Source organism: Cupriavidus basilensis (assembly GCF_000832305.1).
GTDB lineage: Bacteria > Pseudomonadota > Gammaproteobacteria > Burkholderiales > Burkholderiaceae > Cupriavidus > Cupriavidus basilensis_F.
On the sequence record NZ_CP010537.1, the window covers coordinates 3,793,924 to 3,819,044 of the forward strand.

A 25,121-nucleotide genomic window follows, 5' to 3' on the forward strand; every position below is an offset into this window, starting at 1 on the left:
GCAAGAAAAAAGAACGCCCGTTCGCGAGACAGTGCCAAGCGAAACCAGGCATAGCAATTTTGAAGGTCAATATGCATCAAATTCTCGTTTCTCCCATAACCACGAACGACGCACCGCTACCGGGTGCTCGCATTGGGAGAAGGCCTCGCTGGACTGTTTCAGCCGGCATCCAGACACTCCGTCATGAAGCGGCAAAGCTGCGGGCAGCATTTCAGGCACGGATGGCGCAAACCGATGCAAGTGCCTTGCAGGATGACGCCACCGACTTGCTCCAGCAGGCCGCTATCCTCGACAGGGGCGCCGAGGTGCTGGCGCTCACCAGCACGACTTGAGTCCGTGACTGCCATCCTATAATCCGGAGCCTGGCGGGCCCCTTGGTTCCTTGCATCCAGCTTCTTTCGCCGGATGGCGAAATGTGCGGTCACCGCGAACTGGCACGTCGCGGATTTTGTTAGGCGGAATTCTCATTTCTCCGATTGGCATATGCATTAGCCAGCGGTGCGCTCCATCGTCAACTGAGACCAACCCATGGTGCCATTCCGTGGTAAACCCTAGACCATCTTGGCTGCAGCGAGCCGGTCGGCTATGCTGGCAAGTCGGATTATCTTGCTGCAATCGAGGGCAAAATGCGCAGGGTGAAGTAGCAGGTCCGGATTGAAATTTTTATTTCTGCATGCAGTTTGCGTGCGCGTTGCATTGAGGATGAAATGGCGACTGGCATTGTGAAGTGGTTCAACAACGAAAAGGGATTTGGATTCATTGCGCCGGACGGCGGTGGCGCGGACTTGTTTGCGCACCATACGGAAATCCAGGGTACGGGATATCGGTCCCTGGATGAGGGCGCCAAGGTGGCATTCGAACCGAAGCAAGGTCCCAAGGGCTTGCAAGCCTCGCAGATTCGCAAGCTGTAGTCGCCGTTGCACCTAGACAGCCGAGACGGAAGAAAGGCCCTTCGCCGTGACGAGGGGCTTTTTTGTTTCCGGCAACACTCTGCCGCTTCAGCGCATCCACACGAGTCGGCAGCCGGCTGCAATCGATACGCCAATCGCGGTCCCGCAAATCGTCTCTGAACACCGTCGCAGCGGGCCCCACCCTCGACCGTCAAAGTCCGTACAAAACCCGATACTCAGGACTTGCCTTATTAGTCACAATGAGTGCCTGAAGCAAACTGACCATGACCTGAACGTTGTAGGCAACTGCCATGACCGCGACAGGCTTGGTGGAACGCTAACGAAATGGCACGCAAATTGCGCCAGCCGAATAAGAAAAGCCGGTCTCATCAGGGATGAATCATCGTGCTGACAGTCATGGCTCTGCTGGTACTTGCGCTCGTCATGCGCGCCTTATACCTGCATCTGCACCTCGCGCGCGCAGAGTTGGTTCGACGCGAGGAGAAAGGGATGCTCACCTATGAGGTCCGGCGACGTGTTGGCATGGAAGCCCTTCCCTCACATGTTTCCGCGTATCCCGTCCCCAGAGAGGTGCGTATTCGCGTCGTCAGGTTCACCGTGATAGTGCTATGGCGCAAGGAGTATCACATTGCCTTGCCTGCTGATGCCTGCACACACCTTGGAGATATCTCCGCCGACGAAACTGATGAGCGCTTCCCTGCTTGGGTGCAACACCGTCCTTCCTAAGCAGGGGAGCCCTCACTCCTCGCCGCGAGTGGCACGCCCTCGGGCTACCCAAGCTGAGGCCTTACTCCGACCTCGACGCGGAAATGCTCAAAGCTTTCCCCTGCCGTCACGGCTCTTCGCCGCCAGTCGCGTAACCAATCTGGTCGCCCGCACGTCAGTTTTTCGTATTGGTGGCGCGTCGCGCTACTTCGCAGCACCGACCACGTAGTCCACGGCGGGTTCCACCTCGTCATCCGAGACACCCCACGTCCGTAGAATGCCCGAATTTTATCGCCGACCGACCGGACGGGATGCGATAAGTTGAAGTCCGCAAGTCGCCGTCACCGCATCAAAATAACTCTCAAGTCAGCTTTGCAAGCCGGCACAGCTTTGTCACTCTGGGTGTTGCCAACAGCAGCATTTGACACCAACCAACGGCAGCGCAATGGGATTCATTGCGACGGTAAGCAATATGAAGAGTCGCGGCGGGCTTCCTGGAGCCCCCTTTGGCATCGACGGGGCCCCCTCAATGCCAACCTACGCTCCGTTCGACCTCTCAACCCAAATTGGGTCAGCTACGTCCATAGCTGGAAGCTTGCGCCCTCGCCCACAAAGGGTTGGCAGAAGTCAAGTGCCGGTTGGTTACGCGGGTGGTCACAATGACATCGTCGCCAGTACATATTGACTTTGATTTTTTTTACGTCAGAATTAAGTAACACTTTATGCGGATGGACCGCTCTCTGCGCTTGCAAACGAATTCCAGCAAGGCCGCACGCGTGACGAGGGTCCTGCCATTGTACAAAGTGGACAGACGACATTGAGTTGAATTCAATAGCATGCAGAATTAGACCCGTGACCCATACGTCGGACGATGTAAGTGGAGACAGGAATGACGACAGCCCGAGCTGGAACCAAAGGAGAAGCCGTTAGGCTTTTGGCGGCAGAAGGGATAGCACGAGTCGAGCTGGATTACGAGTCAGGTTGGCAGGATGCGATTGAACTCGGACGTTTGGGCCAGAAGGCTGGCATCTGCGTGGAGTATCGCGGGCACGAGAACATCGCTGTGAGGTCCCACACTGCACTTATCGCGGGCCTCAGTCGACCGAAGGTGTCTTTCCGCCAACGAAATCTCTACTGCCAGTTCGCATTGACCGAACTGACAGCCAAGGACTTGGCGACCTTGGAGACAAAGGCAATGAAGCTTGGAGACTACATCCTGGCCGGGCATCTACTGCGGGAGGTCGATACAGTTTGGGCCTGAGTAGGCTCCGATTGAGCGGGGCTTCTGTATCGACAACTTGCGCGCTCATTTCTTGGCGCTACTTGTCGTGCCTCAAGGCAGTCAACTTCAGCATAGCACCACAGGGAGAGGCCATAGCGTCCGAGTGCTTCGCGTCTGCACTTCTGGTTGTCGTGACTTGGCTTTCCCGCTATATTCCTTGGCAACGTGACCCATAGACGAGATTTCGCCGTGACCGTCCATGTTGCGCACAATCGAGCCAATGCGCTTGAACAGATATTGTCACAGGTGACAGGAACGGTTGACCTGGACTATGAGGCCGGTTGGGAAGATGCCCTTGAACTTGGAAGGGTTGGGCAAAAGTACGGCGTCGCCGTTCAGTTCAGGACCCTTGAACATATCGCCGTGCGCACTCCAGAAGCCCTGGCTCAGGGACTGCGAGCACCGAAGAATACCTTCAGACAGCGGCACCTCTATTGCCTCTTCGACCTAACCTTGATGACCGATGCGCTCCTGACGGAGCTGGAGGCACTTGCCATCGAGCATGGTGATTACATCTTGGGTGGCCAACTACTCCGGGAAGCTACGCTTGTCTGGGAGTGAGCGAAGACGCCGGCCGGCACCACCAACTGTACCTGCCCGCCCATTCCAGTTTCAATGCGCACGCACAATGCGAGGCCATCCTACTGATTTCGCGCGCCGCTAATCAATGCGCAGCTTAGCCAAGCCCCTCGCTCCAAATCTCCGCAAGACCGCCCTGGACAGTTCTACTTCCTCAGGCATGACTTCGAGCTCGCCGAGCGAAACATCATAATGTGTGGAGAAACCGAGGCGTCCGGCGGTGATGAGTACCGCCTTAGTACAGCCATCTGCGCGAGCGCGCGTTAACACTGTATCGACTAGGCGCGTCGCGATTTGATGCCCACGATATTCCTTGAGCACGCCGACAGACCGTACAACGACCGTCTGGTCGCATTGCTCAGCGCAAGCACAGCCGACGACCCGCTCGCCCGCCAGCGCGACATGAAAGAAACAAGAGGTCTGGTCAACGAACTCGCTCGGCAATCCGCAACATTCGAGAACTTCCCCGATTGCAGGCCAATCAACTTCCTCTGCCGCCCTAATCTGCAAACTTCTCATTTCCGGCATCTCCTCGTTTCACATGCGAGCTGAAGGCGGAAAACACGTAAGAATGCGCATCTCTTAAGAGAGTGGCTCCTAAGTTAACATTTCCGTCGAGCCAATTGATATCAGGGAAACCCAGCAACGCATCGTGCAATGCTCAAGCGGAGAATCAGCTATGGTGTCGGTGCGTTGACGCCAAAGAAGCTAGGCTTTGCAAGCGGAGGGAAACGCCCCCGTTCGCGCTTCAGGCCTCCGGAATCAGGAACTTATCACGATTCTTTCCAAGCCAAGCCGGTGCCCGACCACGTCCGGTCCAGGTGGCACCAGTCTTCGGGTCCATGTACTTTGCCGGCAGCGAGGCCTTCTCCTTCGCCGCAGCCTTAGGCTTATCGCCGGCCGCCGGGCGTCCACGGCGTCGCCTCGGAGCCAAGTCATCGACCGTCAGCTCGTACTCAGCCATCAACGTTTGAATCTGTTCGATTACGCCGGCGACCTCGGTCGCACGAGCTTCGACGAGCTTTGCTTCCAGCGCCGCCTTCTCTGCGACGAGTTGCTTGTAGGTTGCCATTTCAATCTCCGTCTATTAGTAATAGTCAATATCCTACAGCACTTCGCCCGATTTTCATCAGCTATATGAAGCTGGTCCAACTGAATTATATTAAGCAGGCGCTGAAATATCTTTCTGTGAATGCTATCCTTTCTTCCTCTTCTTCCCAGCCAGGAAGGGGGGCAGTCATAGGAAAGAATCCATGTATTTCGCTTTACGCCTCGTCGCATCTGTCGCCATTTGTCTTAGCGCCGCCGCCGCTCACGCAGAAACGGACTTTGAAAGTTGCCCTCAGTTTTTTGCACAAGGCGCCATTCCGCAGGCTCGGAGCACCGAAAATTTGAAGCCACGCGCTCTTTGTTTTGAGGCGTTCGCGGTCTTGCATTCTGGCACGACGAAAACGCCTATCTATGTAGCTGAGCGGCTGAATTCAGCGCAAGTTGCCGCTGCCCAGAATGAGGGGCGCGCACACAAGTTCTTCGCCGATGCTCGGCTACCCCGAGCGGAACGAGCCGAACTCGATGACTACGAGGGCTCCGGCTATGACCGTGGCCACATGGCGCCGGCGGGCGATATGCCCAATGCCACGGCTATGGCGCAGAGCTTCTCCCTTGCCAACGTGGTGCCCCAGACCCCAAAGAACAATCGGAAGAGTTGGGCCGGCATTGAGAAGGCAACCCGAAAATACGTTCGGCGCGCCAAGGGGGATGTGTACGTCATCACCGGCCCGGTGTTCGGGTCCACGCCGCCCGCCGCCATCGGCCCAGACCAAGTATGGGTGCCACAATACCTCTTCAAGCTCGTGTACGACACGGCGACCCATCGAGCCTGGGTACATTGGATTGAAAATTCAGACTCGGCGCACCCTGGACTCCCTATCTCGTACCGCGAACTCGTAAAGCGAACTGGCGTGGAGTTCCTCCCGGGCGTCGCGCTAGCTGAATGACGCTCGCCCCGGAAGCGGAGACCTTGTAGACCTCTCTCGTTGTTCGCCCTTGCGCGCCCCTGCATCCCGCATACCGGTGAATGTCATTCGCCGGAGAGGCGTATCGGGTTCAATGCTCCGCCGGCGATTGCAGTATTGTGCGGGTGCAGGGCGTGGCCCATATGCGCCGAGGATGTAAGTGGGGAGAACGAAATGGCGACAACTCCAGCTGGCACCAAAGTGGAGGCGCGAGGCTCCTGGAGACAGAAGGCGTGACGGTAGTGGAACTGGACTATGAGTCAGGCTGGGAAGATGCCATCGAACGTGGACGGCTTGGCGACAAGCGCGGACAATGATTCTGCAAGTCGTAACGTGGGGCGGCAGTCTTGCGCTGCGCATCCCAGCTGATTACGCTCTCCAAGCTGGCCTCAAGGAAGGCAGCTGGGTGAGCGCGGCCCTAACTGTCGACGGCGGTATCAGCATCCGCCCGCTCAAATGGGACCGCGCCACTTTCGCGCAGGGACTTGAAAGGCCCCGCGAAGCTATGCGGATGACTCAGTCTGTCACGGAGGAACTGCGGCGAGGAGCGCGCTACTAAGGTATCGGAGTCAAAAAAGGGGGCTGTCAAGGGGGCGCTCACGGTAAGCGCAGCGCCCTTTGTACTCCTAGAATTCGCTCTCACTGATTTCGTGAGTCCGCGTGTTGCCATTGAGCACCTTATACAAGGTAAGCCTCATCTTGCTGTAACGCGTGCCGTTGTACTCCTCGGTTTCCTGCAGCTCGAAGGGCTCTGACCTGGAGATTCTGCCCGTATCTAAGTTTCGGTAGCGGACATCGAAGTAGCCGGGCGCCATGTTGGCAAATTCGAAGTGGGTCCCCGCCTTGATGAAGGCGTATCGCACGGGAGTCCTATTGCTTCCGTTCAGTGAGAACACTTTCAGGAATACGTCCTCGTCGTTGCGCGAGTTATCTATCGTTAGCGACGACAGACCTCCTGTTTTCAGAGCAGGGTAGCCCGGGACGTAAGCAGTCCACGTTGGCCAGGGTTCGCCATTGGGCGCGGTGGGCTTGCGTGTGTAGCCTGGTCGAAAAGGATTAGGGCTAACAGTATTGGTCGGCGGAGGTGCTGACGCGCGCGATGGCGTTGCCACAGCTGGCTGCACTGCCGGTGGCGCGGGAATCTTCTGCTGAGGATAAGGAATCGCCGGCGTCTCGGGTCGATTCGTTGCAACAAGAGGCTCTATCGGGCCACTGCGCGGCTTGTGGTTTCCTAGCCCTACAAACAATAGGCCAAAAATGAACACCACAAAAAGAATCGGTCCGACGGACTGGGAGAACCCGGGCTCCTTTGACGTGTTCCGACTAGCCCTCGGAGACTGACTAGCCTTCGGCGTAACCGAGGGTCGTGGCGGCACGGGTCGTGCCGTCGCGCTGGGTCGACTCGCCGAAGCTCCGGCGGCCGCCCTGGCTGCTGCCGCTCTCTGCACGTTTATCGCAGCATCTTTCGCAGCTTTCTCCTGCGCCAGTATCCAGGCGTCATGCTGGGCACGCCTGACCGGGTCCACCAGGACTTCATAGGCCGTGTTGATAATGGTCATATTCCGGTGCGATTCCGGAGAACCATTGTTCCGGTCAGGGTGGTGCTTTTGACTCAGAGCTTTGTAGGCGGCCCGGATAACCTCAGGTGGAGCTTCACGAGAAATTTTTAGGTTATCGTAGTGGGTGTGCATTCTCGATATCGGCGCGAAAGTCGTCCGCTATTTTATGTCACACCAATACAGGAAAATCCCGCCTCCATAAAGGAGTACTGGCTCTTAGCGCATAGTCGTTGGGCGGCCACAACAGCACCCCACTCCAGTTGGGAGCGCCCACACCTCCCTTGTGAGAAGGAAAATGTCTCATAGAGCGTGAAACTCCGTCACCCCCTAACATAGCGACAATCATCATTACCTGAACACGTCAGTGAATTCTGCGCCCTCCGATACTTCGAGAGTGGAATCACTTGCGCGAAGGTTCTGAGGCTCGCCGCTGAACGAGGGCCGTAGTGGCAGGGACCCAGATATACCCGCCCTCGACATCGCCGTACGGGTAGGCCTTCCCTTCCACCAGGAATCTTGCTGTCAATGCACACAGAGCGGCATCGACCGCCTCAATTGACTTCAACATCCTGGTGTCGATAGTTGTCTCGCCGATGCAACGTCCCTGTCGAGCACGGCGCAGGTTATGGCATAGGGGAAAGTCTCGAAGCTTACGCGCCCCCTGGAAAAGGCTTTGCCCACAAGAAGCGGGTAACTTGATGCGAGAGCTTCGTTATGATAGGTGTTGCGCAGGGACTTTTAGCGGCACGGAGTTGGTGGAGCAGCCGGCCAAGTTTGCCGAGGTTACGATGCGTTTCAAGTCCGTTCATTCGTCGTTGTGCAGAACGACAGCCGAACCTTCATCTAGGTTCCAACCCGGTTCGATACCAAAAACCCCGCACAGATAAGATACTCAAGGACTCTCTCATCGCTCATCTCCCGACGAGAATAAAGAGCGCAAATTTCCTCGGGAGTTCGTAGTCTAGCTTTTGGTAAGAGCGTGCTTAACGCATCCCAGGACACGCTGAGGAGGTCGCTGCGCGCGTGGGCTACCGCAATCAGCTGAGCTATTTCTCTGGGTGGCCACGCCTCTTCGTCGACCCAAACCAATTGGGATGGTCTGCCGGAGGTTCCCCGTGCAGCAAGTAGCGTTTCATACGCAGCCAAGCTAGATACTGCAATTTGGAAGTAACCTTTGTGCTTGCGGATAAGCGCCCCGGAGTCAGATAAGCTCACCAGGTAATCCCAGACCGCTATCTTCTCGCTGTCAGTAAACTCAGGGGTAGTCGCAAAGCGGTAGCTCAGCCAGCCGACCGCATAGTCTTTCTTTACCCAGCCGCGCCCCTCAACCACTTGCCGCTCAATCAAACCGCCGAAGAGCGTCATCTGCCAGAGCAAGGGGTCCATTACCCCAAATGACCGAGCGCCGCGCACCCGAACCCTAAGGTTGCCAGGGAGCTCGGCTCTATCGAAGCGCCGCGCTATAATCTGCTTCTTTTCATGCTCTGGTCGGCCTCTGAAGCGGGCAGCTCTCTCCAACTCTACTCGCTGCTGATACTTCTTCTCTCGCTCAGCCTTTCGCAGTTCGCTCAATAAATGTCGCCGGGCCTCCTGCTGTTCCGCTTCCAGGGCAGCGTCTTTCTGCCGGAGCATATCTGCTTCCACACGGGCAACCTCTAGTATCGGGGACAACGTCTCCTCAAGTTTGCGCTCCGTTTCTTTCAGCTCCGGATGGAACAACCATCGCTTTAAGGAGTGCTCCGCGAACAAGACTTCGCGTAGCGATTCGAATGTCGCGGTTCGCTGTGCTGACAGGTCAATCTCAAGCAGAGGTATGCCGAGGGCAGCTACTTTATCAAGTTTGGTCGCGTCGACGAAGTGGGTGACTGCCACCTCGACCATGACCGTCCCAAGCCCCTCTGCTGTCACCAATAGGTCCGGCCGGACATTCTCTACCTGCTCCTCGAGACGCACGTCAGTGAGGTCGCGTTCTCCGAGCGAGACTATCTGCTGTACCGGTTCATGAAGTCGACCCAATGCGTCATAAATCTCATACTTGGCAAAGAGCGCGGGAAACAAGAGTTTGCGCTCAGTATCAATCAGCTGCTTTGCTGCCAGATGAACAGCGCTCTCAAAACCGCTTCGGCAGTCGGTGCCAGGAGCGTGTGCAAAGTGCGGGACAACGCTGCTTTCCCAACAATGCTTGGCGTAAAGCTGTTCACGGCAGCCGGGGCAAATGCATCCGCAAGCTTTCCCCAAAGAGACGTCTCTGGGTTCATACAAGCGACCATCGGACTTGCTAAGACCGAATGGCACCCGGAGGCTTGAGCGACTCAAACCTATGGACAAAGCGTCAGCCATGTGAAACGCGCAGAGAGTTTATGGGGTAGCCCACCCGCTAGTCGGTGCCTCCATCGCTTCGGGCCGCTTCGGCGCTGCGCTGCTGGCATCGGGTCAGAACTTGGCACAGGACAAGCGGTACAGTCGACCTCGAATCGCGCTGTGAGAGGGGACGTCGACCGCCTTGGCTTAGCACCGAACCAAGTGTCCAGGGAAGGTTGAGGGCGCTCCACTATCGGCGTGCCTCGACTTTGTAGAAGTAGTTCTCGACCATGAGGCGAGCTCGGTCGGACTGTACGGCGTCGGAAATCGAGCTCTTCAATTGAACGTAGTGACGGCACTCGGGGTCCTGGGCCTTGCTCCAGTTGTAGACACCTTGAATCTTGCTCGCGAACGCTTGATAAGAATATGGTCCGGCCAACGCACCATCGATGCCTGGGAGTGCTCGCGCAACACCCTCCCGACGCGGCGGCCAGGCTGGTGTGACAACCACAGACTCTGGGCGAACTTCGACGGAGAACAGAAACTCCACCTTACCGCTCTCATCGGCCCAACATGGTGGGAAGTCCCGACCGCCACGGGCGTCGAGCCGATTCTTCAGAAATGCAACCTGTCCGCGTAGGTCAGAGTTCTCCTTCTTGATGGCTTCAGGGCTTCGGCCTCCCGTCGCCAAGTCACCGAAACCCTTTGCCGCTGCAACCACCTCCTGGACTGTCTGGGCTTCCTGCCCGGGCTTGAGGTCTCGGTCCAGCTTGTCCTTGAGTTGCATGCGAAGCTCAGCAGTGGTTGCGATGGCCTGTCGGACCATATCGATGGCTCGCTTGTCACGGCTGGCTTTCCCTGTTGCAGTCTTGCCTTCCGTTGCAGAGGCTGCTTGCGCCAGGGACTCGACGCCTGCAGACGAGGCGGCGCTTGTGGGGTTAGCAGGTGCGGATGCCTTCGCATCACGCTTGCTAGCAGCCGTACTTGCTAGCTTTGCTGCTACTGCGTTGGCTTGCTCTACAGCCTTACGCACCTGCTCCTGTAGCGCAAGGGCCGACATGACCTCCTCGCGTGTGACGTCTGGCCTGCTCGCCATGGCTGCCTGTTCAAGCTGCTCCTTCAGCTCGGTAAGGGCAGTCAGCTTGGCGTCGAGGTCTTCAACCTGCTGCTTCAGCCTGTCACGCTCAGCACGAATCTGGTCGGCCGCGATTAGCTTGGTGATGACTTCGTCAGGATTCGGAGTGCCTGCACCTTGGAGTGCGGTTGCAAGCGAAGACTTTGCGGCATCGAGCGCCGCCTTGGCTTGCTGCGTCGTCTGTACTTTCGCCAGCTCGGCCTCGGCGGCTAGCCTATCGTTCTGCTCCTTGAAAACCAGGTACCCAAGCAGGAGCAGCAGCAGAAACGTTAGGGTAAACGCAATCTCCGTCAGCGATAGCTGGAAGACTTGGTCATTTCGTTGTGCCACACGAAGTCCTCAAGTTCCTGATGCTTTGGGCGGAAAGGACTGGGTAGAGGCACTGATTGCCCCTTCCGCACCGAAATCTGGTCCGTTCGGTCGCACCGAACCGACTGCACTGGGGGCACTAGCTGCTAAATAGGCGCTCGCACCGTTAACCGGGACTTGCGGTTGTGCAATTGCCTGGCCCGCCGACGCAGAATACGGAACCGCAGGAGACGGAAGACTCAAAGCCGAGAGCAGAGCAGGCGTATGCTGGAACGGGCTACCCACCGTGGAGGGCGCTGGAGTTTCAACCGCGACCTTCACCTCCTGAATTCGAGACACAACGTCACGCAACTCAGAGCTCTGAGCTCGCAACGCCGTGTCCAGGGAAGTGAGCTGTCGAACCATTGATTGCAGCTGCTCGACGGCCTGGTCAACTCTGCCTACAGCCGTTGTGGCGTGCTGACCCAGAGTGCTGAGAGTCTGAACCGCCTTCAAATCGGCAACAGCTACGCTTTCCAGCTTTCCAACTACGGACTGTGACGCTTCAGCTGCGGCCACCAAGTTGGTGGAAGCGGTTTCGGCTGCTATGGTATTCGATGCCAACTTACTTGAGATAGTTTCTGCAGCAGCTCTCGTTGCGGTCGCGTTCGCCTCAATCTTCGCGGCTACGGATTGGGTGGCCTGAGCTTGAGTATGCAACTTCTCGATGACCCCAGACAGCCCTGACTCAACGGCGCGTCGTGTCTCTGCGCCGTCGGAAATCACACCAGCGACTCGGGCAGACAGTTCATTCGTGGCATTGTTGCTCGCGGCAACCCCAGCCAGCGTGCTAGCCAACGTTTCGTCGAACTTGATGAGGGTCGCGCCAAGTTGCTCCAACGCCGTGAGCTGCCCCTGAGCGGTGTCAAGCACTGCCTGCTGTTGCTGGGTCAGCTTGAGTACGGTCTCAAGCGAGCCCTCGGTTGCACCGGCTTTGTCTTTCAGTTTTTTCAATGCGGCCGACAGCACGACAGTGGATTCGTTGACCTCGTGAAAGGAGGCCTTGATACCACCAGCAAGCGCCGTCGAGCTTGCCTTCAGCTGAGCCAGCGGGTCGCTCAAATGCTGGGCGAAGTAGTCGTCCGGGAAGGTTGTTGTCTTGAGCCTATCCGTGACAGCATCGGTGAACGCCCCGACCTTGGCCTCGATGCTCGCTAGATTCGCTCTCATGCCTTGGGAGTAGCCATCAACCGAGTCAGACAGGCGCTGACTAGCCGCTTTGACCCCTCCAAGAGCCTGCATGAACGCGTTTTGGTTCCTTGTTGTCAGGTCAGCAAAGAATGCGGTGAGCTTTTCGGCGTGGTTCTTGGACAGGTTCTCGACCTGCATGTTAACGCGCTCGACGCTTGCCTTGGCGGCTGTGTCGACCTGAGACTCGAAATCGCGAAGACGCTCCAACGCGATGGTCAGCTGCTCGGTGAATTTGCGGGTGGCGTCAAGGACCGCATCCTCCGCGTCCTTGATTGCGTCAGCTACGTCCTTCTTGAAGCTGACTAAGTACACGCGGACACCGAGGCCGAGAACTGTGCTGACCATGGCCGCGCCGAATCGAACGGCAATGTCCTGAATCCTCGTGCCGATATTCGGGAGGTCGAACAGGCTGAAGATGATAGACGTGATGGTGAAGATGAACCCGAGGTAGTAGCACGTGTCAGCGAACTTCTCGTCCGTTAAGTCGTTCTCGCGCCTGAAGTAACCAAGCGCGATGTAAGCGCCCATGATAAGCAGTGGAACCGTGAAGCCCAAAATCCATGGGTCTCGCAGCTTCCACCCCAGGAAAGAAGACCCGACCTTGAGAATGAGCGTGACAAGGAACAGCTTCTGGACACGGATATCGAAGATGCTCTTCATAGTTAGCCCTCCAGCGGTCGGACGGCCACGATGCGAGCACCTGCCTTGGCGAAGTAGTCCTCCCAGAACTTCAGGTTTCTCTTGGTCTGAAGTTGCGGGCTGTTCATGAGGTAGTGCAACTCAACCTCCACATCGCTGAGTTCGAGTTGTGCCTTCTTGCCGTAGTCAGACGCGGCGAATGCAGCGTAGTCGACAGGTCCCTTGTACATGGTGAACTGCGGCGTGTTGTGCAGCATGTCGGACATGATGATGAGCCGACGCTCGCCCTTCACGTCATACTTGTGATAGGCATTGATGCCCACCAACTGAAGCATTTCAAATATTGGTGACCACTTTGCGGGCTGAGTTGACACAAGCGACTCGGACTGCTTGAGCACTGGTTCGATGAACTTCAACCGATACTGAGCCTTGAGCCTCTTCTGGTTAGCCGTGAGTTCGCTCTTGCCCGAACCGTCACCGGGATTACACAACTCCACCAGCGGCGCGGCAGTTTCCTTGAAGTCCTCGCTAAGGACAAACACTGACAGGAGGTAGCCCTCCGGAATCCGTTTCTCCACCAGCTCTTGGAGGATGACGGAGAAGGCCTGCTTCTGGGTGAAATTGAGCGGGTCGGTCTTGTCGACCAGCAAGACATAGTGACCGACAGGTCCGTCGGCAGGGCACATCGTCTCGGGATTCAGGCCCTTCGGACGACTCATCATATAGTAGCCGACACCGACCAAGCCAGCTACGACCGCTATTAGGAAAAGCGTTCCAAGGACAAGTTCCTGCGTGCGGCGTTGTCGTGCACGCCTTCCTAGCTGCGCCATTACGCAATCTCCTTGGCCGGGAAGTGGGTACCAAGCGGCTTGAGCCGGTCGAAGTGTTGAGTGAAGGCAGCCTGGATGCGGGCTCGGATTTCCTGCACTTCTGCCAGAAGGGCGTTGACCAACACCCGCTGTTCTCGCAGCCCAGCTTCGTCAGCGGCTGTGCTGAAGTCTGGTGTCCGAATCGGCCTCAGGTCGGGCTGCCTGTCGAAGTACACGGGTCGCTGCAGCCCCTTGCGATGGAGCTCGTTCTCGGTTCGGAACTTTCGAAGAAGTGCGTCCAGTGAGTTATCCGCATCGCGGAGGGCTGTTGACAGTCTCGAGCCCGTCATCAGCTTGTCTTTGATGAGCGACTCAAAAACCGCAACATCTGCTTGGGCGCGTTCAAGCGTCTTGTCAAGCGCCTTCAATTCTTCGTTCTTCAACTCTTCGAGGTCGATGCGCAACGTATTGAGTTCGTCTTCATGGTCCTCCACGGCAGTCTGAGTGCGGCGCGAGATGGACCCGTAGCCAGGGTAGAGGTCCTCGCTGAAGAGCCCGTCAAACAACGAGGCGATGCCAAAAACCATGCTGATGGCAAACAGCGCCCACGAGAAGAAGTCCCGAAGGTGGAGAGGATGTTCAATGAACGCGTCGAGGGCGGCCTTCGCCGGATTGGCAACCTCTGCCGTGAGGCTGTCGCGGTAGTGCGCGATACCCATCCCGACGCAAGCCATAACAAAGAATGAGAAAGCAAGAGCAGCCAGCCCCAAGGTCTTGAGAGCTGCGCTCCTGTGATTCACGTAACGAATCGCGAACTTGCCTAGCAAGAACGCGACGGCGACATTGATTGCCGCCATGATGGCGGCCTCGGCAAAACCCCCGAGGAGCCCTGAGTCCAACCCTTGTGCGAAGAATCTAGCGTTGAGGACACCCTCTACTCCGACGAGCAGGAAAAGGACTGCGTATAGGAGGTAAGTCCGGGTCCCAGATGGGAAGTGAGCCTCACGAGTCAGTCCATGCTCAGTGCGAAACGCGTCAAGTTCTGCTTTGCGCTTCCTGGCGGTCTCGCCCAACGTCCGGAGGATACTGTCTTGTTCAGTCAGAAGCGTGCTCGCCTTACGCTCAAACTCTTTGTCGGCTTGGCGCGCCCGATTTACGTCCTGAGTGATGTTGCGACGGCCCAAGTCTTGACTGAGAACATTGAGCCGCAGCGCTGCCCAGTCAACGTAGTCTTGCCGCGCCTTCTCCACGCGCTGCACTACGGCGGCCTCCGGTCCTGAGATGAGCGTTGCGTCGCAAGCGGGCAGCCCCGCCTCGCCAAGGCGCTTAGCTTCGTCGACAAGGCGAAGCTCCTTGGCAAGCTTGTCTACCTCCAGGGGGTAGAGGTCTGGGTGACCCTTTCGGGGTTTACCCGACCCTGACGATGTGAGCCAGTCCCATAGCCGCTCCAGCAGACCCATGCAGAACCCGTTTTTTAATGTTCTTCCACGCGTTGACCGCCGCTTCTGTACCCCGGTAACGCTTTCCTTATTGCATTCTACCTATCGAGGACCGGTTTTAGAGCGTATTTTGCACTTTTCGTGACGACTGGTTTCGTAGTGAGATGACAAAACGCAGGCCGTACGGATGTATCAGACAAAGAATGGACCTTTACCGCAACATAAATCCAATCTGATTGCTCATTGGCTCAGGTAGCAACCTCGGTGATGCCTGAGATTGCTAAAGGCCAAAGATGCCATTCAGCAGTCTAATGACGCGGCGCCTTGGGCCCAATTGCCGAAAGGTGACGCACTCAGTGCGGACCTAGTAGCCCCTCGAAAGAGGGGGGCACTCAGAGATAATCCTTGAGGAGCGCTCGAAGACTGCAACACAGTCAGCGGCGCGAATTTATGCGGCAAGACGGGTAGGCCAAACGACTGCTATTAACGGATTGAATCACGTGTCGTGCATCACTGGTTTGGAGAAGGAGCAAGCTGACTGGAGGCGTCAGCGTTCCCCTCAGAGAAATCCGCTTGACGCCCACGTCCCGTAGCGTACCTTTTGGCCCCAAACCGGGGCACCGGGGCCGCAAATGCGGCCAGGCCCGCATGCATATCAACAAGTAAAGATGAGGCCTGGGCGCGGAACGCGAATGTATCCGCCTTCAGCATCGCCGTAAGCGTGCGTCCGTCCTGCTAGCAGATATCTTGCTGTCAACGCACAAAGAGCCGCATCCACGGCGTCAATCGATTTCAATGCGTTGGTGGCAATCCGCGCTTTTTCAAGCAGTTGTCGGCGTTGAGAACGCTTTTCCTTTGCAGAGGCGACATCCCTACCAAGCATGGCGCAGGTTATGGCATGGGGAAATGTCTCAAAGCTGACCCTTCCCTTGGCATAGTCCTTGTCGCTAAGGAGCGGGTAGGTTGGAGCGAACGCGTGGTAGACCCGCTCCCCATTGAACATCCAGCCATAAAACCCGCTGGCGTTGGACTTGGCTCTATCTCGTGGAGGGGTCGAGAAGGAAAAGATTCGCTCCTGTGCGAGCTCTCTTTCGGCGCGACGGCCAAATCCCTCGATTCCCCACCGACAAGGCGAGTCAATCCCGATAGCAATGGCATCAAACTCAATGCACTTTTGGACTAAGCCCTCCGGCGCTCTGCTGTTGATGCTGCATAGGATGTCGTTGCCTCGCAAAATGACAAGGTGGCATCCTTTCCTGTTCCCTCCAATCAATGTCAATTCCAGCCACCGTGCTGAGTACAGTCATAGCTATCTTCTGCCTTGCAAGGGAATCATGAGTATGAAGGATACATCCTGATAGGTGTCTATGCAGGAAGTTTCAGTTTCCACGCATGCTAAGCTAGCTCTGGACTGTGAATCCAAGATAGAAACGGCCGTTCAGTTTGGCCCGAGGACAGTTGAGGACATGCTTTTTCTTCGTCGGTCGCCTTCGTTGGGTCAAACGCTGGAAGTCAGTCTGTTTACGCGAAGTCAGAGATTCCGCTGAGTCCATATGTGATGCCCATCGAGCTCGCGTCGCCTCGCGACAACCAGCAGCAAAAGGAATGTTGACCGAAAAGCTTGCCCAACTCAGAGTTACATACAGCTATTCTGATATGAGGGAGCGGTGTAGAGACCGACATCACCCATCCTCGGAGGACGCGCTAGCCTCGACCCACTGCTCATCGACACGCGTCACGAAAAATTCCCTTAAGATATCGGGCAAAGAACGGGACCAACAATAGCTTCCGAGGGTATGCATGCAGCCACGTTTGACCGAATTGCTCAAAGCAGTGCAGCCAGAGCGAGTCCTGTTCACAACCTTTACCCTGAGCCTGAACTGGTTTGAGTCATTCTGCCTACCCGTTCTTAAAATGGAAGGTTGTGACCAAATCGACCTGTTCGTGGATTCCCGCGAAGCCTGCAAGTTGGGCAACGAAACATCCAGTGCTTATGCTGGCAATGCCTACCGCGTAGTCCCCATATACAACAAAGGCGGCTTCTTTCACCCCAAAATTGCATATCTGCAAGGGGAAGAGACTGACACGCTCGTTGTCGGCAGTGGGAACCTGACCTTCCCCGGCCAAGGTGGAAATCTGGAGGTGATTGACGCGGTCAGCGCCCGCCAGCACCCTTACGTTTTTGAGGAATTCGCCTCCTTCGCCGAAGCTCTTGCCCAGCGTCCGGACTTGGCTAGCGAGACTGTTTCTGTGCTGCAGCACTATGCGCAACGGGCACGCCATGTTGCATCCCTTGCTCCAGCGGAAGGTCGAACATCGCCGAGAACAGCCTGGCTGGTCCACACATTGGCCACATCGGCGCAGGACCAACTCGAGAAACTCGTTAAATCAGAGCTTGGCGCTGTTCGCCGGCTCACGGTCCTCTCCCCGTTCCATACGCGCTCTGGGAAAGCCATCGCGTCCATTGCCAACATGTGTCGAGCCGAGGCCGTGCGAATTGGCCTTCAGGTAGAGCGCGGCACCAGTCGGCTATTGGCTCCCTTTGACATAGCCGCACCGTGTCTGCCAGAGAATCTGACGTACGTCACACCGGACACCTCCCACGCTGCCAGGCATGTCCACGCTAAGTGCTTTGAGCTCGAAGGTCCCTCGGAATATCTGGTGATGACAGGGTCGGTCAATGCAACCTGGCAAAGTCTGTGTGACACTCGCAATGTAGAAGTGGCGTTAGTGCGGAAACTAGCCACATCACCTTTCGCATGGATAGCGGGCGAACCCGCCGAGTTCGTTCCTTGCGAGTATGAGGTGGACCCATCGAGCGCTTTGGCATCTTCCTTGCAGGTGTCATTGCGCGACGATATGCTGGATGGAGCACTATCACCTAACGCAGATGTGCGAGTGGCACGACTAGAGGTTTGGTCAAAAAGCAAGAAAGAACTCACCCTAGAAGGGGTTGAGCTCGATGCGGAGGGTCGGTTCAGCGTCGCCGTAACACTCAACTGCGCCACAGACCGTGCCTTGCGACTGAAGCTAATCGCCGACAACGTTCGAGCTGTGGGCTGGCTTAACGTGGAGAGCGAACTCGTCATTCCACCTGGTGACAAAGTGCTGGGTCGCATCGCAGCCAAGGTGGTCGCAGGCACGGCAACACCGGCCGACCTCCGAAAAGTGTACGAGCGATTCCGACGTATCCTTCGGCGTGAAAAGGAGCGGGCACAGTCCGCCGCTCAAGTTTATCGAACTACCTCGACGCGTCCCTTGACCGCGCCAACTTCTCCTGGGCCTCGCTCCTACGACAGGTGGTCCCACGGTGACCGGGGTGACTTAGGTCAATCCCCCGAGACGGCACAGCAAGCGCTGGCTGCAGCCTTTGTTAGCTTACGCGAAGCCCGCGGAGCCCCCAGTCGGACTTCAGCCCGACAATCGTCAGCCGGGCAGGCAAAAACATCCACGCAAAACACCCCGACCGCGGCCCCCCCCAACGATAACCCTCCCAGTAAGGGGCCAAAGAATAAAGAGGCCAAAAATCCGATGGCGGAGATGTTGAAGACATTGCCCGTCGTGCTGGCCATTGACGCGTCAGGACTATGGATGCCTGCCTTGATTGCACTTTCCGCCGGCGACCTGTTGGCTCGAATAACCGCCGATAAAGCTCTTACGCTGGAAGAGGCTGCGACCTACATCCGGCGGTGGTTATCCGATTACAGCCACTTCAGCTATAGCGCCGAGAGCCGCAGTCGGCTCATGCAACTGTTTTGCGGAATGGCCGCGACTGCCGCCTACTTTAGTGGAGCGTCCGCCGACCTCTCGCGATTGATACAGGATGTTGAGGTGCTGGCGCAGCGCAAGGTGAATGCTGATGAATGGCTTGACCTCGTTGACCAGGCGCTGCAAACAGATGCCTTTGACACACTCCAGGCTGACATTTGCACCCAAGTGCTGGAGAAGTCCCTTGAATTGGGGGTTACCCAGGCCCGCGGTCGAGAACTGGAAACAGTGATTGCTTCAGTGTGCAGCACTGAACCCTGCTTGGATGAGCCCTTGAAGCGATACGAGAACATTCGGAAACACCTTACGCAGATACATAAGAGCCAACTGCGTACAGGAAAGACCCGCCGGCTCTTTGGAGTCATCGGTCCCGACGTCAGCCCCATTAACGAGGAAACCGGGTGCCCTGCCTGTAACCATAAGCTGGGTTCTGTTGACGTCGTTGCAATCATTGCACGGGACGGCGTAGCACTACATGCTCCGGGGTGCAATAAACCTGTTTTTTCTGGACCCACCAAAGAGAGTTTGACGGCAGCACACGTGCCGACCTCCCTGTATGGCTATCTGACGGCCTGATTACTGCTCTAGCCATGTTCGACACCCCTCACTACGTCCCCTTCCCCGTTGCCAGTCAAAGCCCGGACCCGCTTGGCCTGGCAACGGCCAACACTTCGCTGTACCGCCAAGTCTTCCCGGGCATCAACAATAGAGCTCGGTATATCCGCGTGTACTCGGCGCTTTGCTGGATGGTGGAACAAATCTGGAACACGCTTTCCGACGATTCCACTGACGAGGACATCAAAGCGGCATTTGAATCGGGCCTCCAGAAAATACAGCTTCTCCTAGTATGGGGCAACACGCGCCGGAAGGTCCCTACGTTGCCGGGCAGTCAACGCGTATGGCCGGCTGATGATGAACCAGGGACACTCTCTTTTGCAGGCATGCCGACGAAAGCTGCGTATAAGCTTTTGGCTGAAGATGAAGATTCCGAAACAAAAGATGGCGCGACACTTCTTGCCCCTGATGAGTATGCCCCAAGCGCCACGAACGGGCTCGGGTTCCTCATTAGGGATGAGCACTTGGAAGGCGTGTATCGCACTTCAGAAGCGGGCGCAGTCCTTGCCGCAGCGTTTGAAGGCCACCTTGTTGCCACCCTCCCTCAAGCGTTGAGCTGGCTAAGGGACCCGCACAAAGTTGAAGCTAGCGCCTCAAAGGTTGACGAGCTTTATGAAGTCTTGCGACTCGATGCGCCGACAAAGGTAGAACAGTCGGCGTTCGCCGCACAGTACTTTCCCGGGTCGCTCGGCCCGTTGACGTCCCGAGAAACGGTGCAGCGGTATCTCGGATTAACGCTTGCACTGCGTGCGATTGCAGCGGAGCAATCCATTACCCCGGCTCAGAATCGATTTATCGATGTCGACCACATCCGCCATGCAATGGCCCGTGGCTTGGCCAGCGACGGCACCTCGCTTACGACGAGTGATTTGGTAGAAACCCGGCGGCTATGGCAGAGCCTGCAAGTTCGCCAGTACCTGAAGCTCGCGTTGGAAACCTTGTTCAGGGTATGCGAGCACCAAATTCGCCACGCGGTCACAAAAAACTATGCCCTGGATGAGACCGGCAATCGGGTATGGGCGAGCCGTGACATTGGGGATATCGCTCAAAAAGTCGGAGAACTAGCTAAGTCAAACTTTCCCGGACAACAAGGTGTCTCGATTGAGGAGTTGCTGACGACAAATTTTCCAGCCAAAGGGCAAATACCGTCCCTGTATGTTGCAGGTGCCTCAAGTACGGACCTCGACATCCGCTCCAACCTAGCGGAACTTAAGCGGCTCTCCACCTTTACGCAATCCTCTGGAAAAGAAGGACTGGCAGCAGGTGGCGCGCTGTACGCGCTACTTTGGTGTGCCGTGGAAGCCCACTACCTTCCCGCGGAAAGCTTGGATGAGCACGGGGACCGCCTAAGCTTCGCTCTACTCAAGGTGCTAACTGATGAGTTTTCGAAAGCCTCGCCAGCCGAGTTTGTGGCCACTATCGCCCGGGACTACGTGATTAACTTGCATTTCGATGTCGTACGAGAACGAACAGAGGACGACATCAACGCGCGCAAAACGCCGAAGGACCGCTATCGTATCCTCGTTGGTGACTATGGACTGGAGCCCGGACTGAATCGACGAGAAGCGCTATCTAAACCCTTTGTGCTGGAAGACGTGCTCTTGCACGCGCTCTATTTCATGACACAAATAGGACTGCTCTTACAGAAAGAGAAAGGACGCAAGGAATTTCGATTGACTGCGGAGGGCGAAAGACGCGCAGCGCAGCATGTTCCAGACCGTGGAATTCTCTGAAATGCAAGGGGTCGCTCGGTATGCTCGGGACGGCATCCCTCTGGAAGCGGCAGCCTCACCGAGCATATGCCGCAACAAATCAAAAACACCCTGGCCTGACGCTCGCCGCCTGCTACCACAACTGCAATGGTCCCCCGGTGGGCGGTGACGAGCTAGTAGCCACAGTTCAGTGCACTCGGCAGTGCTGCTCAACATTTGCAGCATATCTGGCAAAAAAGTTGGCGATATGCATACTTCGCATCCCGAACCTGGACCCGACAGCCCCCCAATTCGCCGCCACCTGCGAGGCACTTGCATCTCCACGCATCCATCGGCCTATTTGTACCGCAAGCAGAGCTTGAGGACTCCATAAAGGGCGTCGTAGACCCGTTCCTAGGCGATTACGTGACGCCCGGCGTATGAAGCGATTGAGCCCAGTAGTACCAAGCAAAGACCGGCGGGCCATTGCCTTTTGCGGCACTCGGGTTTAGCACCGCGCGGGCGTTGGCGCCGCCTTCCCTCGCCACAGGGCCTTGAAGAGGCGCTCTCCCCCTAGGGCCCCGACAAGCCCTCCTACCAGGGCGCCAGCCGCCGTGCCGAGGCCAGGTGTAACCAGAGACCCCGCTAGTGCGCCCAATTCCGCGCCGGCCCACGCCGAGCCACATTCCACGGTCGAGTCTATTGCGCTTGCTACCGTCAGCTCCCTTCGATAAGCCTTGATACTAAGGTCAGCCAATAGCACAAGAGCAGGGGCTGTTCGCATCACTTTTGTTCCCTTGGCCCACGCCTTGGGCGCATGCTTGGTCACAACTTCTTTTAGCAGTTGAGCGCCCAATGCCCACGCGCCGCCCTCTGCAGCCCCCACTGCGGTGGCTTTGGCAACCTCAACAAAGGCGCGGCCGGCACTCACCTCCCCTTTGCGCACCCTACTCGCTTGGCGAACCGCGCTGTAGGTTCCGCCTACTACCGCTCCCACGATGGCACCGTTCTTGACCGCGGCCCTGCGCTCCAGGATAAGCTTGCGCCGGACTAGCGGGACCAAGTCACCCCGTGCAAGTCGCTTCATCTCGTCGGTCGTGAACTTGTCGCTGCTGACGTTGCCAGCTGAAATCTTGTCGGTCAGCCGCTTTGCTGCCGCATCGGCGCGGGAGGCCTGCTTCTTCGCGAAGGGGATTTCTTTCTTGCTCCAGCGTTGCCCCTTCTCCCGAAGGCTTGCTTTGGCGCTGGTGACCGTGTCAGTCGGGACGACGAGCCCTACCGAATCGTAGTCCCCCATCAAGACTGCCTTAGCATTGTCCGCCGTGTTCTTGGCCTGGTAGCTCTTCACTACCTTGCCTTTACGGTGTATGTTGATGTCCTTGACCCTGTGCTGATAGTGGTCCTTGACCGCACGCAGCTCAGACCCGGCCAGCACAGCGTTGGCGTCGAAAGACCCGGCCAACGCGTCCTCGAAGTGACAGCCAGCTTTGGACGCCAACGGGCGCTTGGACCGATTGCACTTTTTCACCGCAGAGATGGTTTTGTCCAGGACCGCCGATGCCTCCCTGGCGCGGCTGTTCGCAGCCTGGTACACGGGTTGAGCCTTGGCGAGTTGCGCAGCCTTGGTTTCTTTTTCCCCTCGCCCCTTTTCGGCCGCTGCTTTCGGGTTAGACTTGTTAGAGCGTGGCATGAGAGAACAATTAGGTTGGGGCTGTTGAGTTTGTAGCGATGCGTGCCCTACCAGAGTAAGACATCTCGACAAAAAATCCAAAAAGCTCCTATAACTTCGACAGTCGAAAAAATCTCGGCGAAGCTTCAACTCTGTTTCAATAATGATGCATGGCTATGGCAGATTTTGAGGTTAACCTGAAGCTTCACTGCAACGTCGTTGGCGGGCCTTACCTTCGACCGTTTAGCCCGAACACCAATTGGAGGCAAGCATCCTGCTTCATTATTGGGTTGAATCCGGCGACAGCCCTGTGGGAAGAGTTTTCCGGATTCGAGGAGTACTGGAATGGCCTAACCAAAGAGCCAGAACTCTTCTACAGCCGTTACAGGGCCAAACACAGAACAGGGCAAACGAAGACGAAAAAATCCATCAATGAGCTGACCTCGTTGATAGGTGCGGAAAAATGCCTGGTAACAAACATTTGCTGGTACCCAGCGCCCAAATGGAGGTGTGTCCCCAAGCGTGAACTTCGCCGTCACGAAATGCAACTTCTGAAGCTTATCGATTACTGTCAGCCCCGCGTGCTATTTTTCCACGGGAAGGATACTGTGGACTTCGTCGAACGCACCTACGGCATGACGCTGAAGCCGAATGTGCCGCCCGCAGAGCAAAACGTGCAAGTTGGAAATATGCAAATACTGACTTACTACCACCTCAGCGGGTTAGGTAGGAAGAAAGAGCAATTCAACCCGGGTCGGGACCTACCCGTCTTTGCAGACCGAATCCGCCAACACCTACAGATAGCCTAGACCTTTAGACGTGCCTGCTTGGCTCGTAGTGCCTGCTGGAAGTAGTGTTCAGGAGGTTCGCCGGCACCGAATTCCCGGGTGGCCCTCGGACCAGCTAAGGCAAACTGTGCATACTCAGCACGAATGCGCCGCGCATAGTTTCGTTTCGTTAGCAGGGGCCGGTGTCGATAACTGCATCCCATACGTCCGCTGGCACGGGCTCGAGTATCCGACGCAACGAAATCCTGTCTGTGCGAGCTAGAACTTCCATTGTTACGTCCCTTGTTTCCACCAGTCTTTCGTCAAATACCGCACAGAGCTCTACAAAGAGCTCCGCTGCCTCTGCGGTCCCTGGTTCCCCGACAAGAACATAGACCCCTCCGCCATCGGTCGTCCCGGTGAGAGTGGCAGAGTCAAACTCAACGATGCGAGCAGTTGCCCAATACCTACCAGCCTTGGAGAACTTGCCTACAAGGTGGCGCTCTCCTCGGTAAGTCGCAAGTACGCGCCAGCCCTCGATTAGCTCACGCTCCGAGTTGGCCGCGGTGTTCCGTACGTTTGCTAGCATAGTAAGTTCAGAATGCATCTCGGCCATTCAGCCATAGCCGCTGCTGGCGCGTCTTCTGCCAGCCTATTGAGCGGCGCACACCAGCGCCTACGGCCCTAGCGCATGAGGTACTCGCCCGTAATGTCTTTTGCGCCGGACACCTTGTTTTTCCACATGGCAACCAGCCAGAACAACATCCATATTCCTTCTTCCTTTCCAGCGTAGCCGCCCAAGATGAAGGAATACCCGTCTTCTGTCCGTCCAATCTTGCTCCTCGCATCGAACGACACGAGGGGAGGGCTGACACGGTAGTATCCAGTGCGAGCACACTTGCCAACGTAGTGCCTTGTACCGGCGTGGGTGAGCATCACGTGCCATTCCCTGAGATGAGCATCACCATTCAGGTCCTCAGGAGTTGATATCCATCGAGCCACGCGCCTCTCCTTTTCTCGTTTCGTCAGCCTCAGTGCGTAAGCGCAGAGTCACCAGAAGCCGGCAGGAAATACTCCTCGCTCACGTCTTTTGCTGCCGCGAATCGCCAAATTCGCGAGTAGCGCTCCCAGACGTAGACAGCTTCTTCATCAAGCCCAGGTGGCCCCAGCAATTTGTACACACGTCCGTTTAACGTCCTACCGGTACGCTTCTCTCTGTCGAAACTGGAAATGGGCGTACTCACACGCCCAATGTTATCTTCTACGCTGTGGCCAATGAAATGCCGCGTCCCGTAGTCCGTCTCCAACACGCGCCAAGTCGTTAGCCAAACTTTCGGCTGTGCGGCCACATCGAGTGATGTCCGGGTAGGCATGAGTATCCTCCCGCGTTAGCACAGGTTCCTTGCGAACAAGCCTATCCACAGCCATCTAGTATCAATGGCTGAATGCGTACAGCGCTAACCCATGCGGCGTCCGGCCCAAGACCGACTCGTCGTCAGCATTGGGCACAGGGAAGCAAAGGGCTTCGCCGCGCGTGGGTGGTTGCCTGCAAGGTTGGGAAGATTGTTGCCAGGGAGTGTAGTTCTGCTTGTGGCGGCAACGATTGGCGTGCGCCAGCAGAGCGCACGGTTGAAGTGTAGTCAGTTTGTGAGCGAGTTCAAGGCTACCGTGCGAGATGCTGAGTATAGGCTCAACTAT

21 protein-coding genes and 2 pseudogenes are annotated in these 25,121 nt (G+C 56.8%); 11 read left to right on the forward strand and 12 right to left on the reverse strand.

The window, feature by feature from the left end:
• The first annotated feature begins 71 nt into the window (after window positions 1–71).
• From RR42_RS40330 to RR42_RS37150, 5 genes are all read left to right on the forward strand, one after another.
• A complete protein-coding gene (locus RR42_RS40330) occupies window positions 72–332 on the forward strand; it encodes a hypothetical protein (RefSeq protein WP_144410061.1) in 261 nt (86 codons plus the stop codon).
• 375 nt (window positions 333–707) lie between these two features.
• Window positions 708–911, forward strand: coding sequence for a cold-shock protein (locus tag RR42_RS37135; protein ID WP_043357391.1), 204 nt, complete (start codon window positions 708–710; stop codon window positions 909–911).
• A gap of 384 nt (window positions 912–1,295) precedes the next feature.
• Window positions 1,296–1,637, forward strand: a complete 342-nt coding sequence (locus tag RR42_RS37140; RefSeq protein ID WP_144410062.1) for a hypothetical protein — start codon at window positions 1,296–1,298, stop codon at window positions 1,635–1,637.
• 868 nt (window positions 1,638–2,505) lie between these two features.
• A complete protein-coding gene (locus tag RR42_RS37145; protein WP_043357394.1) occupies window positions 2,506–2,877 on the forward strand; it encodes a hypothetical protein in 372 nt (123 codons plus the stop codon).
• 210 nt (window positions 2,878–3,087) lie between these two features.
• Window positions 3,088–3,459: a hypothetical protein gene (locus RR42_RS37150; protein ID WP_043357395.1), complete on the forward strand. Its 372-nt coding sequence runs from the start codon at window positions 3,088–3,090 to the stop codon at window positions 3,457–3,459.
• A gap of 99 nt (window positions 3,460–3,558) precedes the next feature.
• Here the strand turns inward: RR42_RS37150 and RR42_RS37155 are convergent, their stop codons facing one another.
• A complete protein-coding gene (locus tag RR42_RS37155; RefSeq protein ID WP_043357397.1) occupies window positions 3,559–3,996 on the reverse strand; it encodes a GNAT family N-acetyltransferase in 438 nt (145 codons plus the stop codon).
• Window positions 3,997–4,225: 229 nt separating this feature from the next.
• Window positions 4,226–4,549 (reverse strand): H-NS histone family protein, encoded by a 324-nt coding sequence (locus tag RR42_RS37160; protein ID WP_043357399.1) that lies wholly within the window; start codon window positions 4,547–4,549, stop codon window positions 4,226–4,228.
• Between the two features lie 181 nt (window positions 4,550–4,730).
• Between RR42_RS37160 and RR42_RS37165 the strand changes: the two genes are divergently transcribed.
• From RR42_RS37165 to RR42_RS41925, 3 genes and pseudogenes are all read left to right on the forward strand, one after another.
• Window positions 4,731–5,474 (forward strand): DNA/RNA non-specific endonuclease, encoded by a 744-nt coding sequence (locus RR42_RS37165; protein ID WP_043357402.1) that lies wholly within the window; start codon window positions 4,731–4,733, stop codon window positions 5,472–5,474.
• A 192-nt stretch (window positions 5,475–5,666) separates the two neighbouring features.
• Window positions 5,667–5,803 (forward strand): annotated as a pseudogene (locus RR42_RS41920) (PHA-granule associated protein 4); the annotation flags it as partial.
• A 2-nt stretch (window positions 5,804–5,805) separates the two neighbouring features.
• Window positions 5,806–6,051 (forward strand): AbrB/MazE/SpoVT family DNA-binding domain-containing protein, encoded by a 246-nt coding sequence (locus tag RR42_RS41925; protein WP_043357404.1) that lies wholly within the window; start codon window positions 5,806–5,808, stop codon window positions 6,049–6,051.
• A 67-nt stretch (window positions 6,052–6,118) separates the two neighbouring features.
• Here the strand turns inward: RR42_RS41925 and RR42_RS37175 are convergent, their stop codons facing one another.
• The 8 genes and pseudogenes from RR42_RS37175 to RR42_RS39350 form a co-directional block, all read right to left on the reverse strand.
• Window positions 6,119–7,183, reverse strand: a complete 1,065-nt coding sequence (locus RR42_RS37175) for a J domain-containing protein (protein WP_082055259.1) — start codon at window positions 7,181–7,183, stop codon at window positions 6,119–6,121.
• Between the two features lie 711 nt (window positions 7,184–7,894).
• Window positions 7,895–9,109 (reverse strand): hypothetical protein, encoded by a 1,215-nt coding sequence (locus RR42_RS38065; protein WP_052495218.1) that lies wholly within the window; start codon window positions 9,107–9,109, stop codon window positions 7,895–7,897.
• A gap of 30 nt (window positions 9,110–9,139) precedes the next feature.
• Window positions 9,140–9,391 (reverse strand): annotated as a pseudogene (locus RR42_RS41930) (hypothetical protein); the annotation flags it as partial.
• 211 nt (window positions 9,392–9,602) lie between these two features.
• A complete protein-coding gene (locus tag RR42_RS37185) occupies window positions 9,603–10,817 on the reverse strand; it encodes a hypothetical protein (protein WP_043357407.1) in 1,215 nt (404 codons plus the stop codon).
• Between the two features lie 9 nt (window positions 10,818–10,826).
• Window positions 10,827–12,686, reverse strand: coding sequence for a hypothetical protein (locus RR42_RS37190; protein WP_052495219.1), 1,860 nt, complete (start codon window positions 12,684–12,686; stop codon window positions 10,827–10,829).
• A 2-nt stretch (window positions 12,687–12,688) separates the two neighbouring features.
• A complete protein-coding gene (locus RR42_RS37195; RefSeq protein WP_043357409.1) occupies window positions 12,689–13,495 on the reverse strand; it encodes a hypothetical protein in 807 nt (268 codons plus the stop codon).
• A complete protein-coding gene (locus RR42_RS37200) occupies window positions 13,495–14,934 on the reverse strand; it encodes a hypothetical protein (RefSeq protein ID WP_052495220.1) in 1,440 nt (479 codons plus the stop codon). The genes RR42_RS37195 and RR42_RS37200 overlap by 1 nt, the downstream gene beginning before the upstream one ends.
• 634 nt (window positions 14,935–15,568) lie before the next feature.
• Window positions 15,569–16,192, reverse strand: a complete 624-nt coding sequence (locus RR42_RS39350; protein ID WP_330218534.1) for a DUF429 domain-containing protein — start codon at window positions 16,190–16,192, stop codon at window positions 15,569–15,571.
• Window positions 16,193–16,725: 533 nt separating this feature from the next.
• On the opposite strand from RR42_RS39350, the gene RR42_RS40340 reads away from it, so the two are divergent.
• On the forward strand, window positions 16,726–19,257 hold the full coding sequence (locus tag RR42_RS40340; protein WP_144410064.1) for a hypothetical protein: 2,532 nt from the start codon (window positions 16,726–16,728) through the stop codon (window positions 19,255–19,257).
• 14 nt (window positions 19,258–19,271) lie between these two features.
• A complete protein-coding gene (locus RR42_RS37215; RefSeq protein WP_043357414.1) occupies window positions 19,272–21,029 on the forward strand; it encodes a hypothetical protein in 1,758 nt (585 codons plus the stop codon).
• Window positions 21,030–21,495: 466 nt separating this feature from the next.
• Here the strand turns inward: RR42_RS37215 and RR42_RS37220 are convergent, their stop codons facing one another.
• Window positions 21,496–22,677, reverse strand: a complete 1,182-nt coding sequence (locus RR42_RS37220; protein ID WP_144410065.1) for a glycine zipper domain-containing protein — start codon at window positions 22,675–22,677, stop codon at window positions 21,496–21,498.
• 155 nt (window positions 22,678–22,832) lie between these two features.
• Here RR42_RS37220 and RR42_RS39355 point away from each other — a divergent pair, with 155 nt between their 5' ends.
• Window positions 22,833–23,465 carry a uracil-DNA glycosylase family protein gene (locus tag RR42_RS39355; protein WP_158408352.1) on the forward strand — a complete coding sequence of 211 codons (633 nt, stop codon included), beginning with the start codon at window positions 22,833–22,835 and terminating at the stop codon, window positions 23,463–23,465.
• A 642-nt stretch (window positions 23,466–24,107) separates the two neighbouring features.
• Here the strand turns inward: RR42_RS39355 and RR42_RS37235 are convergent.
• Window positions 24,108–24,425, reverse strand: a complete 318-nt coding sequence (locus RR42_RS37235) for a hypothetical protein (RefSeq protein ID WP_144410066.1) — start codon at window positions 24,423–24,425, stop codon at window positions 24,108–24,110.
• Window positions 24,426–25,121 lie beyond the last annotated feature (696 nt).